General features: G+C 41.1%; 12 protein-coding genes. 2 read left to right on the top strand and 10 right to left on the bottom strand.

The window, feature by feature from the left end; all coding sequences use genetic code 11:
• Position 1: 1 nt before the first annotated feature.
• The 3 genes from KO525_RS17505 to KO525_RS17495 are packed head-to-tail and all read right to left on the bottom strand — an operon-like array spanning position 2 to position 2080.
• Positions 2-697: a response regulator gene (locus KO525_RS17505; RefSeq protein WP_215965118.1), complete on the bottom strand. Its 696-nt coding sequence runs from the start codon at positions 695-697 to the stop codon at positions 2-4.
• A complete protein-coding gene (locus KO525_RS17500) occupies positions 697-1113 on the bottom strand; it encodes a DUF3019 domain-containing protein (protein WP_215965117.1) in 417 nt (138 codons plus the stop codon). Before KO525_RS17500 ends, KO525_RS17505 begins: the two co-directional genes overlap by 1 nt.
• Positions 1103-2080 carry a MipA/OmpV family protein gene (locus KO525_RS17495; RefSeq protein WP_215965116.1) on the bottom strand — a complete coding sequence of 326 codons (978 nt, stop codon included), beginning with the start codon at positions 2078-2080 and terminating at the stop codon, positions 1103-1105. Before KO525_RS17495 ends, KO525_RS17500 begins: the two co-directional genes overlap by 11 nt.
• A 167-nt stretch (positions 2081-2247) precedes the next feature.
• On the opposite strand from KO525_RS17495, the gene KO525_RS17490 reads away from it, so the two are divergent.
• Positions 2248-4290, top strand: coding sequence for a beta-propeller domain-containing protein (locus KO525_RS17490; RefSeq protein WP_215965115.1), 2043 nt, complete (start codon positions 2248-2250; stop codon positions 4288-4290).
• 85 nt (positions 4291-4375) lie between these two features.
• Here the strand turns inward: KO525_RS17490 and KO525_RS17485 are convergent, their stop codons facing one another.
• The gene (locus KO525_RS17485) at positions 4376-5542 is read right to left on the bottom strand and encodes a chorismate mutase (RefSeq protein ID WP_256448334.1); all 1167 of its coding nucleotides are present in this window, start codon (positions 5540-5542) and stop codon (positions 4376-4378) included.
• 219 nt (positions 5543-5761) lie between these two features.
• Positions 5762-8203, bottom strand: a complete 2442-nt coding sequence (locus KO525_RS17480) for a penicillin acylase family protein (protein ID WP_215965114.1) — start codon at positions 8201-8203, stop codon at positions 5762-5764.
• 226 nt (positions 8204-8429) lie between these two features.
• Between KO525_RS17480 and KO525_RS17475 the strand changes: the two genes are divergently transcribed.
• A complete protein-coding gene (locus KO525_RS17475) occupies positions 8430-11162 on the top strand; it encodes an EAL domain-containing protein (protein ID WP_215965113.1) in 2733 nt (910 codons plus the stop codon).
• Between the two features lie 456 nt (positions 11163-11618).
• Here the strand turns inward: KO525_RS17475 and KO525_RS17470 are convergent, their stop codons facing one another.
• Genes KO525_RS17470 through KO525_RS17450 form a run of 5 tightly spaced genes read right to left on the bottom strand, consistent with a single transcriptional unit; the run spans position 11619 to position 17774 of the window.
• Entirely contained in the window at positions 11619-13316 is a 1698-nt protein-coding gene (locus KO525_RS17470; protein ID WP_215965112.1) for a BatD family protein, read from the bottom strand.
• Positions 13310-15298, bottom strand: a complete 1989-nt coding sequence (locus KO525_RS17465) for a VWA domain-containing protein (RefSeq protein ID WP_215965111.1) — start codon at positions 15296-15298, stop codon at positions 13310-13312. Before KO525_RS17465 ends, KO525_RS17470 begins: the two co-directional genes overlap by 7 nt.
• Positions 15299-16312, bottom strand: coding sequence for a VWA domain-containing protein (locus KO525_RS17460; RefSeq protein ID WP_215965110.1), 1014 nt, complete (start codon positions 16310-16312; stop codon positions 15299-15301).
• Positions 16305-16808, bottom strand: a complete 504-nt coding sequence (locus KO525_RS17455; protein ID WP_215965109.1) for a DUF4381 domain-containing protein — start codon at positions 16806-16808, stop codon at positions 16305-16307. Before KO525_RS17455 ends, KO525_RS17460 begins: the two co-directional genes overlap by 8 nt.
• 9 nt (positions 16809-16817) lie before the next feature.
• Positions 16818-17774 carry a DUF58 domain-containing protein gene (locus KO525_RS17450; protein ID WP_252736640.1) on the bottom strand — a complete coding sequence of 319 codons (957 nt, stop codon included), beginning with the start codon at positions 17772-17774 and terminating at the stop codon, positions 16818-16820.

Below are 17774 nucleotides of genomic sequence, written 5' to 3'. Positions count from 1 at the left end.
CTTAATCATTCCAAGCATCGGGGCATAACATGTAACCTTTGCCCCAAACGGTAATAATACGGAAAGGGGTTTTGCAATTGTCGTGCAGTTTTTTCCTAAGTCGAGAGACCCTGACGTCAACTGTACGGTCTAAACCATCGTATTCGCGACCGATCATACGCTTATGTATGTCGTCGCGTTTCATGGGCTCACCCGCGTTTTCAGCTAATAACCATAAAAGTTCAAATTCATGACTGGTGAGTTCCACCAGTTCGTTATTTAAATATGATTTTCGAGTACTTTTGTTGATGGCCAGTTTACCAAATTCTAATATTTTATTTGGCTGGCTAACTTCGCTTTTATTACGCCTTAATGCGACGTTGATACGGGCAAGAAGAACATGGGGATCGATAGGTTTGATAATGTAATCATCGGCGCCTATTTCAAGGCCCATAACATGATCAATTGGACTGTCTTTGGCGGTTAGAAATAATATTGGGTTGTGATAATTGGCTCTTACTTCGCGACAGATAGAGAAACCATCTAGTCCAGGTAACATTATATCGAGAATGACGAGATCTGGTTGTTGCGCGAGAATGGTTTTGACCGCCTGCTCGCCGTCATGCAATACGGTCACAGTAAAGCTATTTTGCTGTAAGAAATTGGTGACTAGCTTTGCCAAGCGCAGATCATCTTCGACTAATATAATGTGTCGCATTAAAAAATACTCCATTGCGGTTTAAGCCGACGTCGGTATTTGTTGATAAAGTTGATTGTCACTCGTTTGGACACAAGTATTTTTTTGTCTTCATTTCGAATCAAGGAAAAGTCAGTGGATTGTTGCAAATTAATTACCAAACGTTCGTTTACTGAATCCTGCTGTTGCCAGCACTTTAACTTAGTATCCGATTGCATTAAGCACAAATCATCAGGTGAACTTGTTTGCCATTTCACTGATATTACCATTTCGCATTCTTGACCAATATACTCTGCAATACACGCAACTGGCTTGAGTTCAAAATTGAGTAGAGCAAGTTCGTCGTTGCTTTTTGCCATCGTTGAGAACTGACATGTAACCAACAAAAGCATAATACCAAATTTAAGAAATGAACTTATATTGAGACTAAAATGCATACAGCAGTCCCATAAAATAGGTATTCGACTCGGCGCTGGTTACTCTAGGGGAATGAGCTATTGTGTCATCCAAAAATTCTTTTTTCCAATACAGGATCATGTTTAATTTATTGGTAATGGGTTTTCTCAAACTCATTCGTACGGTTTTGTTAATCGCAGAATCGGTCCGGTATTGATAGCTTTGTAAATGAATGTGGCGTTCGTCAATACCATAAAAGTACTGCGTAGTTTGACGACTTAACATGCTTAAACCAAATTGAAAATTAAATTGCCAATTTGCCAAAAAAGTATTGTCCCCGCGCAATTGGTAGCGATACGAGAAATTAATATCCGCACGCTTACCGTTATGGACGTTTGAAACGTCGGTAAAAATCTTACTGATAATAGAATAGCGATTTGAAATAAACCAATTGTGTTGCAAGCCAAGATCAATGCTCCACTGAGGTTTCGTCAGCTCTAGGTTAGTTTCTATTTTTTGTTGTTCATCATCTCTGCTGTCGAGTGGTTGAGAAGGTAATACGACACCGGCATCGACGTCGTTGACGATATCAGAATAATCTTGGCTTGCTTCGGCATCAGAAAAGTCATTACTAACTGAAGAGTCGAATAAAAATACGTTAAGTGGATGATAGTCGTAATATTGAGCTGAGAAAGGGTTGATCTCTGTGACGACACTTAATGCGTACTTGGGTTTCTCAATAAAGGAATAACCTAGAGTACCGTTATCAAAGAACCACTTTTGACCATAGTAAGAAACTGTTGGAACTAAGTATATGTTTAGGTCTGACTGGCCTAATATTATATTCTGTTGTTTACCAAAACCGAGGGCGAGTCCAAAGTTCCATTGGCTAACAGATGCAAGTTGAGGTTGTTTACTTGACTCAAGCGTGGCTGCACGAGGACTTCCAACAAATAGAGTTAGAAAAATAGCGCAACAGAGGATAAAAAATCGTCGGAAAAGTGTCATTACATAAATAGACTATTAATGAATTAGGATATAACGTCAATTTAGCATGCTTTGTTGTCAGTTTTAACTTCGATTACAATTGATTACATTGAGTAGCAGATTGAAACAGCTATTTATTATCAAGCCGTTATTCTTAAACTCACAACAAACTTTAAGGAGTAGTAACAATGACTTTACATTCGTTACGGATTGCACTTATTTTCGCCATAGGAGCGTCTGTTACTGCATGCGGCAGCGATGGCCTTTTTGGTTCGTCTTCAAAAAACAACGTGGACGTGGAAGAATTAGAAATCATCGCGAGTTCAGGAAATCGGTTAGTTAAAGCGTCGAGTTTATTAACTGAACAAGTCGTTAAAAACGGCATGTTATTGCAAGGGAATGTGAATCGATGCAATGAATGTGATTTTACTGCTGAAGCAAGTACTGACGTATCGGCACCAACAACCGGTGACTATTCACAAACCACCACACAGGAGTCTGGTATCGACGAGTCTGACCGAGTCAAATACGACGGCGACCGAGTGTATTTAGCCAGCAATAACTATTACTGGTATGAAACTTTAGACAATGGTACTGACAACGACGAAAGTCGTCCGCATGTTCGTATTTTGCAGAAAAACCAAGATGATAGTTTAACGTCTGTGTCAAAATTAATGTTGACCGATAAAGCATCTAACGTAAATGACCTTTATGTAAACGACAATAAGCTAATGGCCATTTATAACGTTTTTGGCGAGCAGTTGTATAGCCATGGTTTTGTTTCCGACTTGGCAATGACGACAGATATTTGGTATCCCTATAAACAGCAGTTTGGTTTAACGGTGGCCGATGTGACCAACGCCGCGGATATTCAAGTAGACGTGAGTTATACCATAGATGGTTACCCAATTTCGTCGCGACGCATCGGTAATAAAATTTATTTATTAAGTAGTTACAGCAACCAAACTGACTTTGTTTTAGACACTGAGTCTAAGTTTACTGCTCAGGCTCAATATAACGATTTTATCGAAAACAATGAAATCCAGTTTTTACCAAAACTTTATACAGATGGCGCCGAGCAAGATCTAGTTTCGGCAGAAGATTGTTACCTACCAAGTGACAGCACAGAATCGTCTGGTTATTCGTCAGTTGTTACATTAACGACAATCGATTTAACTCAGCCAGACAAACTAGAGTCAATTTGTGTTGTAACACCTATCAATGGATTTTATGCTTCACATGATGGTTTGTACCTTTATTACAGTGGTTATGAGTTTATCGAAAATGAAAATAAGTGGGTATCGAATACAGCGGTTCACAAATTTGATTTTGAAGGCTCGACGGTTAATTACAGTGCCTCAGCTGAAGTTGATGGGGATTTAGGTTGGAGTAACCCACATTTGCGATTAAGCGAATATAACGGCGATTTACGAATTGTGACTTCAAGCAACAATTGGAATGGAACCGATGTCGAACACAAGCTGTTTGTATTGCGTCCTGATGAGGCTAATGTACAATTCAATGTGATATCCTCTTTACCAAATGCCCAACAGCCAGCCAAGATTGGTAAGCCAGGGGAAAGTATTTATGCTGTGCGATATTATGGCGATAAGGCATATATCGTGACGTTTGAGCGTCGAGATCCACTTTATGTCGTCGACTTGTCAAACCCAGAATCACCAAAACTGGCAGGGGAGTTAGACATCCCTGGATATTCAGCCTATCTACACCCGATTAATGAAAACTTTATCGTTGGTATTGGTATGCAGGTTGACCCTAATGTAAATACCCAAAGTGCTGATCCTAATTTTGTTAGTGGCGCTAAAATAGAATTATACGATGTCTCAAACCCAAATGAGCCAGTTGTTGTCGACACCTTAGTTTATGAAGATGGGTACTCAGTCGTTGAATGGGACTACCACGCGCTATCGGTATTAAAAGACTCTGATTCACATTATCGTTTTTCGTTTCCAGTAAACTCATGGCAAACGATAGAACAGCAAGATGGCTCGCAAATTTGGAATAATAATAACAGTTTAAAAATGGTCGACATCGATTTACTGCAAGGTGGGTCAATGACTCAACAAGGCTCAATTAACGTTGATTCAGGTTATTACGGTTCATTTGGTGATCGGTCGATATTGCACGGTGACATCGTCTATTATATTCGTAACAACTCTATTTGGCAGAGTTATTGGTCGATGCCTGACGTGTTAAATGGTCCTTATTAAGATCTGCTGTTGGAACGACAATTAATTTAAGCTTACAAAAAAGCCAGCTACTAAGCTGGCTTTTCTATGTGTAATCCCTTTTGATTTAGTTGCCTAAATCAACCTGAGCAGGTTGAATGTCTTCACTCGGATAACATCCTAATACTTTGAAGTAGCGCGTAATCGGTTTTAATTCATTAATTGCATTAATCAAGTTCTGATCACGTAAGTTCGCTTCAACATCTACGTAAAACATCTCTTCCCACGGATTGCCGTTAATTGGACGGGACTCTAAACGGCACATGTTCACGCCGTGTTCTTTAAGAATAATAAGGGCATCAACTAACGCACCAGGTTTTTGCTCGGTTGACATGATCCAAGTGGTTTTTGATGGAATTTGAGTCGATACCGATACTGAATTATTGGCTAATACGATAAACCGACTAAAATTTTCTTTTTGATTCGCTAAGGCTTCTGCAATAACTTGCAAGCCATATAGGCGCGAACCTTCGCCACTGCCTAGCGCTGCAATTTCACCGGTTGTATCGTGTTGCACTGCTTCAAATGCCGCTGATGAAGCGTCACAGATTTCAATTTCGACATCTTGAAATTGTGCCAAAAAGTTACTGCACTGGGCATAAACTTGAGGGTGGGCATAAAGTTTTTTAATTTTATCTGGCGTTGTTTCAACGGCAGTGACCATACAATGATTTACCGGATGAGTTAGCTCACCAACTATTGATAAGCTGGTATGTTGCAGCAAGTCGTAAACTTCATTGATGCTTCCTGAGGAAGTGTTTTCAATTGGCAATACACCGTGGTCAGCTTGGCCTTGTTCGACCTTGTCGATGATCTCTTTAAAACTTGTGCAGCCAATTTGTTTTAATTCTGATGCATGACGAGAGAAATATTTTTGTGTCGCTAAATCGCTATAAGATCCCTGTGATCCTAAATAGGTCACGCGATTTACCGGTAACTCTCCAGTCGCTCGATTTGTATGTTTTTGCAATAACGCCTGTTGATGTAAAACGGAGTCTTCAATAACCGTTTGAAACACTTGTTTGACAAAATAAGCATCCAAATTGAGTGATTTACCCCCCTTAATTAACTCGACCAACATTTGCTCTTCGCGTTTAATGTCACGGACAGGTTTATTTTGAATGATTTTAGCCTCAGCGACTAAATTCGAAACGCGGCGACGTTTCGCCAATAAGATCATTAATTCGTTGTCAATTTCGTTAATGTCTTTTCTAAGTTGAGATAGCTCGGTCAAGGTCGTGTCCTCGTGCAAAAAAAAAGCCTTCCGCTGGTGGAAGGCTTTTAAGATCAGTTTGCTTTATCTACTGGTCACCGCTGCCTTCTACACTGAGTGTGGAAACAGAAAGAAACAAAAGTAAGCAAATCGAAAATTCATATTCATGCTGCCAATCTATTTTTGTTTGGCTCATAAGTCAATCAAGAATTAAAGTTTTTACTTTAAATTTTCGCAATCTTAAATTGCTGTATTTGGGATCATCTGCAATTTGTATTTTGTTGCTCCTGGAAGTAGTGGGGTTGCCTGGCCTTCAATCCATTCTTTATGGCCTTGTTGGAAATATGGTGATAGTGGGTGACCTGCTTGACCAGAAGGCATCTGCATGATGCCCTCAGCCTCGTTACCAGGCGATACAACCATACGTTGTGACGAACCAAAGGACTTGCCTTGAACTCTTGGCATATAAGAATCGCCTGCAGCTTTAAGCCTTGGCATATCCAGTAACCAGCTTAATGCTGGAACCGCTTTAGCTAATGGATGCTGAATATGGGTATTGTTATAGTTGCCCCATGTGGCTTGGCTCAAATCGCCAAATTGGGTAAGAAGTTGACTGTGAGTCCGGATAATCATTTGCTCTAAAAACATGTTCCAACTCGGATAACCACTTGGAATCAAGTGGGCTGGTTGTTGCGTTATCATTTGCCACATAGGGACTTCCAACTGATGGCGAATGAGGCTCAATTTGGCACGTTTGTTTAAGCTTGCATCATCTAAATTTTCCTCTAGCGAACTAAATAATTGGTCACGAACTGTTAGCCTAAATTGGCGCACAAACAAATAACCGACAGAGTCTATCTCTGCACTTGCGCCCCAGTTGTTTAAATAATCAGGCAATTCCGTTAGCTGGTGGTTTTCAACAAAATCCGGTGTTAAAAGTTCGGTTGTCAATAATTGATGCCAACGGCTCAGAAAATCCGCTTTAGTGTCGTTTTGAATGGCAAATAGATCGGCTTCAGAAAATGACTCTTTTTCGAATAAACGGTGTTTAATCTGTTGGCTTCTTGCACCGAGTGCATACCCACCATCACCTATGATGTCAAAAAACTCACCACCGACTACACGACTATTTGCCGTCCAAATTCGGTGATCTTTGGGGTTTTTAACAACTGGGTATTTGTTCGATGCGATATAACCTTGCCAGCCTAGGTCACCATTACTCCAATCTTGGGGGGTTAACCAACTGCGTTCTAATTTAGGATTATGGTCAAACTTCGCTGGCATCACACCGGCAATGGTCCATGCAATATTACCAAGCTTGTCACCTATCACTATGTTCTGGGCCGGAATGCCGGCGCCATTTGCGACTGCAATAGCATCGTCAATGGTTGTTGTTTTCTCAAAGTCGAGTAAATCAAAGTTTATCCCTTGAGGATCATGTGCGACCCAACGAAGGGCGATTAACGAACCATCATGATCGCGACCTATTACCGGACCCCAAATGGTTCTGCGGATTTCAATGCGTTCTGGTTTATTGCCACTGACTAAGATTGTTTCAGTTTCGATATCAAAATTGCGATAACCTTCTTTTGTTTTATATTGAGTTCCTGAGTCGTCGAGTTGCAATTTTACAACGTCATTCCAGTCACCGTAGCTATTGGTAAATCCCCAGGCGATGTGACGATTTGAACCAATTACAATAGAAGGCGTGCCGGGCAAAGTAACGCCGTCGATAGCAACCGAATAATCACGTTGAGTAGATTGAGCAGCAGTCGTATTTGCTGGGTTGTAGCGAAGGCTTGCACGATACCAAATATTTGGCACGGCTAAACCTAAGTGCATATCGTCGGCGACAATAGCCGCACCATTATAAGATAATTGACCACCCACAACCCAGTTGTTACTGCCTTTTAGGGCTTCATGGTCATTATCAAATAACTCAAAACTGGTGGCGTTATCTGTTAACAAATTAAGAATAGGCGCAAGTTCTATAGTGTTACTTGGTACCGGTGATGATGTGAATGTTGTGCCATCAATACTGGCATCCCAACGTGAACCTTTTGGCGTCAGAAATTGATAAACATCAGGCAGTAAATTACGTTGAAGATGGCCTAGCAACCTTTCTCGTTCACCGTTTGCGTATTGGAGGTCCAAATACATACTATAGATAACGAGCAGGCTGTCGGCAGGACGCCATTTCTGAGGGGTTTTATTAAGCATCCAATATTCAAGTGGTCGCGATGTTAAATCGTCAATTCCTTGATTCACCCCGGCGGTATATTGCGTCAATATAGCGAGGTGTTCTGGCTTTAATAATTTAACATATTGTTCTGCTCGATTTCTAAATTGATGGTTACGAACATTGGTATCGTGTGATAATGCAAGCGGGCCAAATAGCTCAGAAAGTTCACCCGCGGAATTACGGCGTAATAAATCCATTTGAAATAATCGTTCTTGGCCGTGTAAATATCCGAGTGCATAACTAAGATCTTTTCGATTTTGTGCCATAATAGTTGGAATACCAGCGCGGTCGCGTTCTATTGTGACTGTATCTGAAACCGGTGAGTGAACAGTGCCGTCCAACGTTGCAAGACTATTACTCAAAGTAAAGTAAACAGTTATTGCAGTAATAATAAGTAACGTTATGATTAACTTTGAAATATAAATCAAAAATTTTGTCACTGTTTTGGCCTATGTATTTTTATTTATGGCTCATCATGACAGATAAATTTGGGAAATTTAATACTATTTCGTTTAGCTAGTCTGATATATTGGCTAATTAGCGCATAATCAATCGAATTCAATTTTTGGAAGGGTATTAGTGGGTTTATTTAAGTTTCGCAGTCTGACCTTCAAGATAAGCTTAATCGTGCTGATAGTCGCAGCTATGCTTGGCAGTTATTTTTTAGTGAATTTGAATAAACAAATTCACCAAACAGCATTGAACGATGGCAAACAAGCCCTAAATGAGGCGGCAATTCGTCAACAAATCGATCTTCAATACGCCTTTTCCTTTCTAAGAAAAAATATCGACAGTTTAGCAAGTGTGTTTCAAAGTCAGTTGGAAAAAGCTTCCTATGATCAGAGTTGGGAGAATATCGAAGCCGCTTTAACCTCCAATGTTGAACTCACTTATTATGTAGGCGAGGATCACACTGTATTTTCCAGCAATAAAACCTGGCAACAGGAAATTCTTACGGATCTTGATTTAGATAACAATCTTTTTTATCGAATTGCCCGTGATCCCATAATAAGGAGAGGACAGTGGTCACAAGTTTATAGAGACGACATTTTGGATATGTGGGTCGTCTATTACACGGTACCGATCTATAAAAAGGGGGAGTTTGTTGGGGTATTTGGCGGGGCAATAGATATCGACCCAATAATTGAAAAACTAGAACTAATGTATGACAACTCTATAGGGCAATTTTTCATTTACGACAGCCGACTGAAAATGATATATCACCCAGATTATGGCTCTCGTTTGATTAGGCAGGAAAACAATAACTTAAGTGCAGGATACATTCGCGACTCACTCAAGTCGTATATTGAATCAAAACGGCCTTTTGGTAGTTTAACTGAATTCATTGATTGGAATAAAAAAGTTTATGCCATTAGCAATAGAATTGACTCTATTAACTGGACAATTGTCACTTATCAAAATGAGACAGGCATTTTAAAAGGTGAGGATGAACGCTTTTATAAATACTTAATTTGGATTACTTTTAATATTTCACTTTTGTGCAGTGTGGTTTATTTTTCCTGCAAATTGTTTATAGCCAGAAAACTGACCCAGACGGCACAGGCTGTAGCAAATGTAGACCTGAATAATCCGCAACTTAACTTCAAAGGTCATATTGAAAGTGAAATAGAGGATTTGCATTCACAATTAACGTTATTGGTAAAAAAATTCGAATACAAATTAAACGACAAAAATAAGAACCTTGCGTTACTTAAAGAGGAAGTTGAGTCGAATAAAGCCTTGGCTCAAGCCGTAAGTTATTCAGACAACGCAGTGATCATTCTTGAGTTGGATTTTGCTATTAGTTATGTCGACTCCAAAGCAATCGCGATGCTTAAATGTGACCGTGAAACCTTATTAGGTAGTCGTTTTTTCAGTTTTATCCATGAGCATATGGCATTTATTTCAGAACAAATAGTAAATGAAATTCGTCGTAAGAAAAGCTGGCATGGTGAGCTTGTTTTGAAGGAACAGTCAAACGGACAACAGGTCTGGGTGAACAGTACGATTACGCCGATGCGGGACGAAAATAGTAATGTCACTAAATACGTATTGTCGATGCAAGACATATCGTTTATCAAAGACTCGCAAAACAAAATAGAAAAACTCGCGTATACCGATGAATTGACTGGATTAGCGAATCGCACGTTTTTTATTGCTCAATTAGAGAAACTTGTGGAAATCAGTAAACGTGGTCGTTATGAGTTTGCCTTGTTCTACTTTGACGTTGATGACTTCAAACGCGTAAATGATATTTATGGTCATGAAAATGGTGACTTGCTGTTAGTAGAAATTGCGAATCGACTGAATAAAAATTTACGAAATGAAGATGTATTGGCGCGAATGGGCGGCGATGAATTTGCACTTATTATGGGCGGTGCCCGAAACGAACAAGATGCACTAAATATTGCCCACGATATTTTAACCGCAGCCAACCGTCCGTTTGAACTGCGCGGCGAAGAGGTTGTATCGGGCACAAGTATTGGTATTACACTCTCAACTAAAGACACTAAAGACGCCGAAACTTTATTGCAACATGCTGACTTGGCAATGTATGAAGCTAAGGCTACGGGTAAAAATACCTATCATTTCTATACCAAAGAGCTAAACGAAGCCGCAAAAGAGCGTCAGGAAATAGAATCGGCTCTGAAACTCGCAATTCTTAATGATGAACTAGAGTTGTATTATCAGCCTAAAGTACATAGCTTAACGAAAGATTTAGTGGGTTTTGAAGCTCTATTAAGATGGAGCAACGATAAATTGGGGTTTGTCTCACCAGCTAAATTTATTCCTATTGCCGAGCAAAGTTCTCTTATTCTGCAAATTGGCAGCTGGGTTATGCGTCAAGCGTGTACGTTTGCAGCAAGTGATGATATTCACGTCCCTGTTTCGATCAATTTAAGTGCCTGTCAGTTTGAGTCTGGTGATTGTATTAGCGAACTCAAAACTATTTTACAAGAAACTGGTGTATCGCCGTCACGTATTGAATTGGAGATCACAGAGTCACACCTCATGTCGGATGTTGAAGATGCAATTAGGCAACTTAATGCGATTAAAGAATTGGGTGTTGCCATTTCAATCGATGATTTTGGTACAGGTTATTCTTCGCTGAGCTACTTAAAACGTTTCCCTGTTGATACGCTAAAAATAGACAGGTCTTTCATCAAAGACATACCAGAGGATGTAAATGATCTCGAAATTACCGGAGCGATAATCGCTATGGCTCACAAGCTAGGGTTAGAAGTCATCGCTGAAGGGGCAGAGACGCAAGCGCAAGTCGACTTTTTGGAAAAAAATGGATGTTATTTAGTTCAAGGGTATTTCTTTAGTAAGCCAATCCCAGCGACTCAAGCACGGGTTTGGAAATACACAACACCAAGCCAAGTTGAATCTAGTTAGTGTCTTAATTTCAATTTAGAGCTCTACGGTGGCGGTAAAATTAGTCACATATTTTCCTAAGATAAGCCGTTCGGCTTTGTCTCCTGAGTCGCTTAATCTGCTGCCAATAAATAGTAATTTATAGAGGAAATTAGGTTCGCCTTTTTCCTTTATGAAATACCTGCCACGCTCCTGAATGAGTGTGGTTATATCTGATTAGTTGTAATCTCCTGTGATAGAGAAACCATTATTATTGTATTAAAGCGCCTGGTGTGGATACGTCGTTTGAAAGCTATTCGTTCTCGTTTAATAACCAATACATTGTGGAGATAGGTCTAATACAAGCAAATCCCCGTCAGTGTGAAAAAATGCAATAATTTGAATCAAATAATTGTTTAAAGAAGATAAATTCGACGTAAAAAAAACGCTTAGTGGCGTTCGTCACTAAGCGTTTTATGATGCGCTAAATAAGCCGAGTTAGTTTAGAGGAGGCAGGTCTTCTTTATCGGTATTTTGTTGTGTTACCGTGCCGTCAAATTGCACTATCGCCTTCCACATGCCATCACCTTGCCAAGTTGTTCGTTCAGTCGAATACTGACTCAGATTGAGTCGACGGATCTCCCTTTGCAGATTAGCGGGGACTTTGTCATGCAACTGGTCGAGCGTTCTAACATCGCTAAACTTATACTGAGCCCACGCCAATAAATTAATGCGGGCGAGTTTAGGATCGTTGTTTTTACAAGCCTGTTTCAGTTGGTATATATCAAAACGTTTCTCTGTTTTTTCCGCGGATACAACCGATGCTGAGCGAGTACGATTTATCAACCAAAGCGCTACTGTTATTAACCATAATAACCAGCCCACAACGGCAAAGGATGTATTTTGATACCATTTAGGCTCTGTTAGTTCCGCGGCGGGGCCAGTTTCAGCTTTGCATTCAGCGGCGTTAATCGTTTCCATTTGGTTAGGTAAGAGGTTAGTAACACCAGATTGCTCGGACTGCCCAGAGGCCGCAACAACGGTAATTTGCTTTTCCGGTAATATCGCAAACTCCTGACGTTTCATTTTGGTATTAAACCAACTGATCTTGATCTCAGGTAGGGTATACGTACCGGCTTTATTTGCGACAATTGCTTCTGAACTCACGCGTTGTGCAACTAAGGCATTTTGACGTAAAACTTCGTGGGCTTCAGATTGGTCAGGATAAACTTTAAACGCATCTGGGTATATGCCATTAACGGTGGGTAGCTGTTCTTCATTGACATTTAAAGCGGTCAACGTGAACGTACGAGTTATGGCTTCACCTACTTCAATTGTTGAGTTGTTTGGTTGCCATTCTTCGTTTAATTGCACTAACTCACTGGCCAGCCAAGTTCCTGTATAGGACTCAGGAATAGGATTAACTGTGATTGAAATGTCTTCGCCAAAAGCGGTTACGGGCTTGGTTTGACTAAAGCCCGAGAAGAACCGACGACGGTTACCAGTGGCTATTTCACCATTAAATGCTGGCGATTTAATGACAAATTGGCCGCTGGCCTGCGGGGTGACCGTATATATTCGTTCAATAACGCGATACCGAACACCCATTATTATTTCACTGGTCTCGTTGTCTTTTCCCTGTTGCTTGATAAATGCGCCTTCAAGCACAGGTTCGGTCAAACTGCCGCTTTGCAGCTCGACGTTCGGAGAAAAATACAATCGACTCACAAGCTTTACAGTTTGTTGTAAATAAAGCTCGGTGGATTCAATATTATTCTTAAGAAAAATAGGTTCGTTGTTCTGGCCTGTTTGTTTACTGGCTTTTATAACACTAATTGCAATAGGTTTAGTGCTTAGATTATTAGCAGATAGGGCGGGAATAACATATTCACCGGCCTGTTTGGCTGTTAATACCACAGTCCAAGTTGTCGTTTTGGAAATGCTGCCATTAACAATTTGTGTTTGACTGCTCGTTGCTGTGCGTCCAACGATAAAGTCGGTTTTATCGAGCGGATTTAGGTTTAGGTCAGAGCTGTCGAGGGAGTCATTTGCCACAATTTCTAACACAAAGGCTTCCCGTTCCATTACTGGATTACGGTCGACGCTGGCTGATAACTGTGTGGCCGCCTCGGTATACATTGTCCACATGAATAAAATTGAGGTTATCAATATGAGTTTTAGTGATTTACTTACCACGACTTTTTCGCTCCCTTAGGTGCACGGTTAGACTGCTGTCGTTTACGATTTTCCAAGATCATCTTATTACGTAATAAGGTAGCTGGATCGTCAGATACTTTTCGTAATAATTGTTCGATTTTTTGCTGCTGTTCTTGTTCCGCGATTTGCTCCGCGGTTAACGGTGTCATAGCCGCTTCTTGTTCAGATTCTTCGCCCTGTTGTTTTTCCTGCGCTTCTGCCGCTTGAGCTTCTTGTTGCTCTTGTTCAGATTCACTTTGTTCAGCTTGTTGCTGTTCACTTTGCGAATCCTCCTGTGGTTCGGCGGACGGCTCCGATTGTTGACTATTTTTTTGCTGACCTTGCTCACTCTCAGAATCGGACTCTGATTGGCTATCACCTTCAGATTGCTGTTGGTCGTCAGACTGTTGTTGCTGATCAGATTGCTGTTGCTCGCCATCTTGTTGTTGATCAGATTGTTGTTCCTGTTGTTCTTGCTGTTGCTTCATTTGCTCTAACAGGGCTTTGTTTTCTTTTGCCTGTTGATGATTTGGCTGTATTTTTAATGTGTTGTCATACGCCTCAATCGCTTCGTCAATTTTTTGTAATTGCGCTAATGTATTACCGCGGTTGTACCATCCGCTAGCCGATTCATCTTGAGAGAAATAACTTAAAGCGGTTTCATAATCTCCTGCTTTATAGGCCGCACTGCCTTTCCATTGTGGATCTTTAAAATCGGTGGTTGCCTGTAAGTAATTTTCTTCGTTATAGGCTTCTTGACCATGTTTATCTGCGGTTTTAAAAAGCGTGTCATACCAAGGGCGTGGTGGCGGGAGCGTAATCGTAGCGTCACTATCAATTTTATTAGATTGCCCAAGCCCTCCAGAAACGTCGCTTTCGGTGGGGTTTAAAGTGTCTGCTGTTACTTGATTTGGGTTAGCCAATAAACCAAAGACCAACAAAGCAGAAAACACGGAACCTCGACGGAACTTAGAAGCGAAAAACGGTAGGATTAGTAATACTAGATAGGGCCCAAATTCATGCCAGTCATCGCCGGTTAACTTTTTATCAGGATCGTCTGAGTCGCCGTTTTGGTCCTCTTTTGGGGTTACAGTTAGTGACGCCAACGTTTTGATGTCGCGGTCATTTGCCGTTGTGGTAACAAACAATCCGTTGGTCATATCTGCGATTGTGATTAGCGGTGCCGTTGCCAATTTAGGGATGACAATGCTGCCTGTTCCATCTTTTAGTAAACTGCCATCAGCGAGTTTAATCGGAGCTCCTGTGCTGGTTCCTAAGGCGATAATGTTAATTCGATATGCCGTATTAGCCGCAAAGGTCCGTATTTGCTGAAGATCAAAGTCGTCGATTCCATCGGTAAACCAGAATATATCACCGGTAAGGTAACCTGCCTGGACCAGTAATTCAGCACTACGTTCTAAACCTAACAAGGGGTAACTGCCAGGTTCAGGCATAATTTCCGGAGTTAAGCTTGGAATTAATGCTGTTAAATTGCGAGCGTCAGGGGTTAATGGAGAAATTGTAAATGCGTCACCAGCGTAGGCTACGAGAGCCACTTCGCCATCACCTATCGCTTCAGCGAGATCAATTGCTTTAAATCGAGCACGGCTCAGTCTATTAGGTTTGATATCGGTGGATCGCATAGAAAGTGACATGTCGAGTAAGATGACACTCGCACGTTTAACCTGAAATACCGGTTTTTCAATTTTTTGCCACGTAGGCCCTGCCATCGCTATCGTCGCGATCAACCAAAAGCCGATTAATACTTTACCTCGTCGGGCACTGTTTTTTGGAGATTCCGAGCTGTTTAGTAACACCTGGGCCAAATGAGGCGGTAGTACGTTACGCCAATGGGATTGTTTATTCATTTGATTGCGTAACAACCATACTGCAACGAGCAACAGAATTGACCACAACCATTGCGGACGGATAAAGTGAAATTGATGTAATTGACTAAAACTCAATTGTAAAAAATCGTCCATTTATTGGTCCTCCCCGCGAATTTTGTTGATCCCCAATTTAGCTAAATAATGCTGTAGTAAAGGGAACAATGTGGTTAAAAATGAAAGTAACAAAGCCAATCCCAACGGAAAATGGAACAAGGCTTGCTGCGGCCTAAGTTGGATCGGATCGTCTTCTACAGGTTCAAGTTCATCCAATAGTTCGTAGATTTTTTGTAACTCTTCGGTGTCACGAGCCCGGAAATATTTACCACCCGTTTGTTCGGCAATTTGAGTTAACAAGTTTTCGTCAAGGTCTGCAGAAGGATTAACTTTGCGGGTGCCAAAAATGCTACGCACCATCATTTCGTCGGCGCCAATACCTATGGTATAAACGCGCACTCCAGCTTCTTTTGCAATCTCAAGGGCTTCTAAAGGCTCTATATTGCCAGCGGTATTTTGACCGTCAGTTAATAAAATAAGAATACGGTTGGATTCGCCTTTTTCATTAAATCGTTTTGCAGCTAATCCAAGTGCGTCACCGATGGCGGTTTTTTCGCCGACTAAACCTAAAACGGCTTCATTTAATAGCTGTTTTACAGTCGCACGGTCGTAAGTCAAAGGGGTTTGAACATAGGCTGTGTCGGCAAATAATATCAAACCGAGTCGGTCACCAACTCGTCGCTCAATAAAGTCGTTTAACACATATTTTAGCATGGTGAGTCGGTTAACTTGTTGTCGACCAATAACCATGTCTTTTTCATCCATAGAACCAGATAAATCGACCGCCAACATCATTTCACGGCCTTCCTGTGGGATGGTAATAGGGTCACCCAACCACTGAGGTTTTGCGGCGGCGGAGACTAACAATATCCAAATTAGATATGTGAACCATGGAAATCCGCCACGAGAAATTGGCTTTACAGAATCGGCGACTAAACCAAATGTTGGTAAATAAAGAGGCATGTCGGCACTGGCGTTTTTGGCTTTAAATAATCGAGCGATAAACGGCAACACTAATAGGGCAAAAACCCAAGGCCAGGCAAAACTAAACATGGTTTACCTCACGTGTTTGATTATTATCAGTCACTTTTGGCAGAGGTAAATTGTACTCAATCCAGGCACGAGCCTGTTGTTGATAACGTTCAGAATGTGCTTCGTCACAGGTCGCTTTGTAAGCTAGGGTCAATAAATCTGAATCTATAGTATGTCCTTTGGTGCCCTGACCATTTAACCATTCAGCCCATTGAGAACCGGTTAAGTTGGCAACATCTTGTCTTGGCGCATAGGCTAATACTACGCGCTTTAATATATTGTTGATCACGGTAACCTGTTGCAATGGAGTTAACGTTTTATCCATTGCGGTTAATTCACGAAGTGCTTGTTTTTTAGCTTTAGATTGCTCAAATTTTGTTTTTATCAATTTAAAAAGTATAAACGAAGCGGTCAGTAGCAATATTAAAACCAGATACCAACCCCAGGCTAATGGCCACCATCCGATAGGAACCGGTGTTTGTATGTCGTTTAATTGAGATAATAAATCGGGTTGCATTGTTGTTCTCTATAACTGTTCGTGCAGTGGTGTGCCAGCACAAATGGGTAACCAACGAATTTTGAACTGAGTTAAATTCTGTTTTTGTTGGTTAAACCTACTTTTTGCAAGATTCTGATACTGTTCAAGTTGCGAGTCAGAGTCGATTTGCTTAACCAATTGGCCATCGGTAACGGATATGGAGCCAGCAGCAAGTTTAGGTAAGCTATGTTCAATAGGGTCATTAACCCAACAGGCAACAACTTCACAGTGTTTTTGCAACTGAAATAAATGTTGCAGGGCAGTATCGTTGACATGCTGAAAGTCACTGATTAGATAAACTAAGCTACCAGGGTGGGCTACCCGGCGTAAGTGAGCACATGCTTCGGTAAACTTGGTTTCAAGTTCTGTCTGATCAAAAGCGTGTTTGTGATCAAGTGGCAGTAAGTTATGGGTTTTCTGCAAACCGTCCAACCATTTTAAAACCGCTTGCTGTCGACTTTTTGGTTTACTTTCCAGTAGGCCGTTTTCAGACAGCACTAAGCCACCGATTTTGTCGCCATTTTGCATTGCTTTCCAAGCTACCAGTGCACTTAGATGGCAGGCCTGAACAGACTTAAATAATAGCTGACTGCCAAAGCGCATACTGGGTAATAGGTCGCAAAAAACAAAAATAGGTCGGTCTTTTTCTTCCCTAAATATTTTTGTATGGGTTTTACCTGTGCGGGCGGTGACTCGCCAGTCGATTGTACGGACATCGTCGCCGGGTTGATAATGCCTAGCTTCGTCAAACTCCATACCTCGGCCTTTAGTTTTAGCCATGTATTGCCCAGACATGTGGTGTTTCACCTTGCTGCCGGGTTTATTGTTTAACAAGTGGGTGTATTTTTGATACATCACAAGTTCAGCAAAAGATAGCTGCCAACCGCTTAGTTCGTTTTGTTTTAGCCAGTCTAAATAGTGGCTATTTACATCTACGGATGCCAT

It is taken from the genome of Psychrosphaera sp. B3R10, assembly GCF_018861025.1.
Taxonomy (GTDB): Bacteria; Pseudomonadota; Gammaproteobacteria; order Enterobacterales; family Alteromonadaceae; genus Psychrosphaera; species Psychrosphaera algicola.
Note: the sequence above shows the minus strand (reverse complement) of the source record. Positions and strands in the feature narration are given on the sequence as shown.

Excerpts from the sequence above, each read along its gene's own strand:
- KO525_RS17495 (WP_215965116.1), bottom strand. The coding sequence starts at position 2,080 with ATGACACTTTTCCGACGATTTTTTATCCTCTGTTGCGCTATTTTTCTA.
- KO525_RS17450 (WP_252736640.1), bottom strand. The coding sequence starts at position 17,774 with ATGGCATCCGTAGATGTAAATAGCCACTATTTAGACTGGCTAAAACAA.
- KO525_RS17455 (WP_215965109.1), bottom strand. The coding sequence starts at position 16,808 with ATGCAACCCGATTTATTATCTCAATTAAACGACATACAAACACCGGTT.
- KO525_RS17460 (WP_215965110.1), bottom strand. The coding sequence starts at position 16,312 with ATGTTTAGTTTTGCCTGGCCTTGGGTTTTTGCCCTATTAGTGTTGCCG.
- KO525_RS17465 (WP_215965111.1), bottom strand. The coding sequence starts at position 15,298 with ATGGACGATTTTTTACAATTGAGTTTTAGTCAATTACATCAATTTCAC.
- KO525_RS17490 (WP_215965115.1), top strand. The coding sequence starts at position 2,248 with ATGACTTTACATTCGTTACGGATTGCACTTATTTTCGCCATAGGAGCG.
- KO525_RS17505 (WP_215965118.1), bottom strand. The coding sequence starts at position 697 with ATGCGACACATTATATTAGTCGAAGATGATCTGCGCTTGGCAAAGCTA.
- KO525_RS17500 (WP_215965117.1), bottom strand. The coding sequence starts at position 1,113 with ATGCATTTTAGTCTCAATATAAGTTCATTTCTTAAATTTGGTATTATG.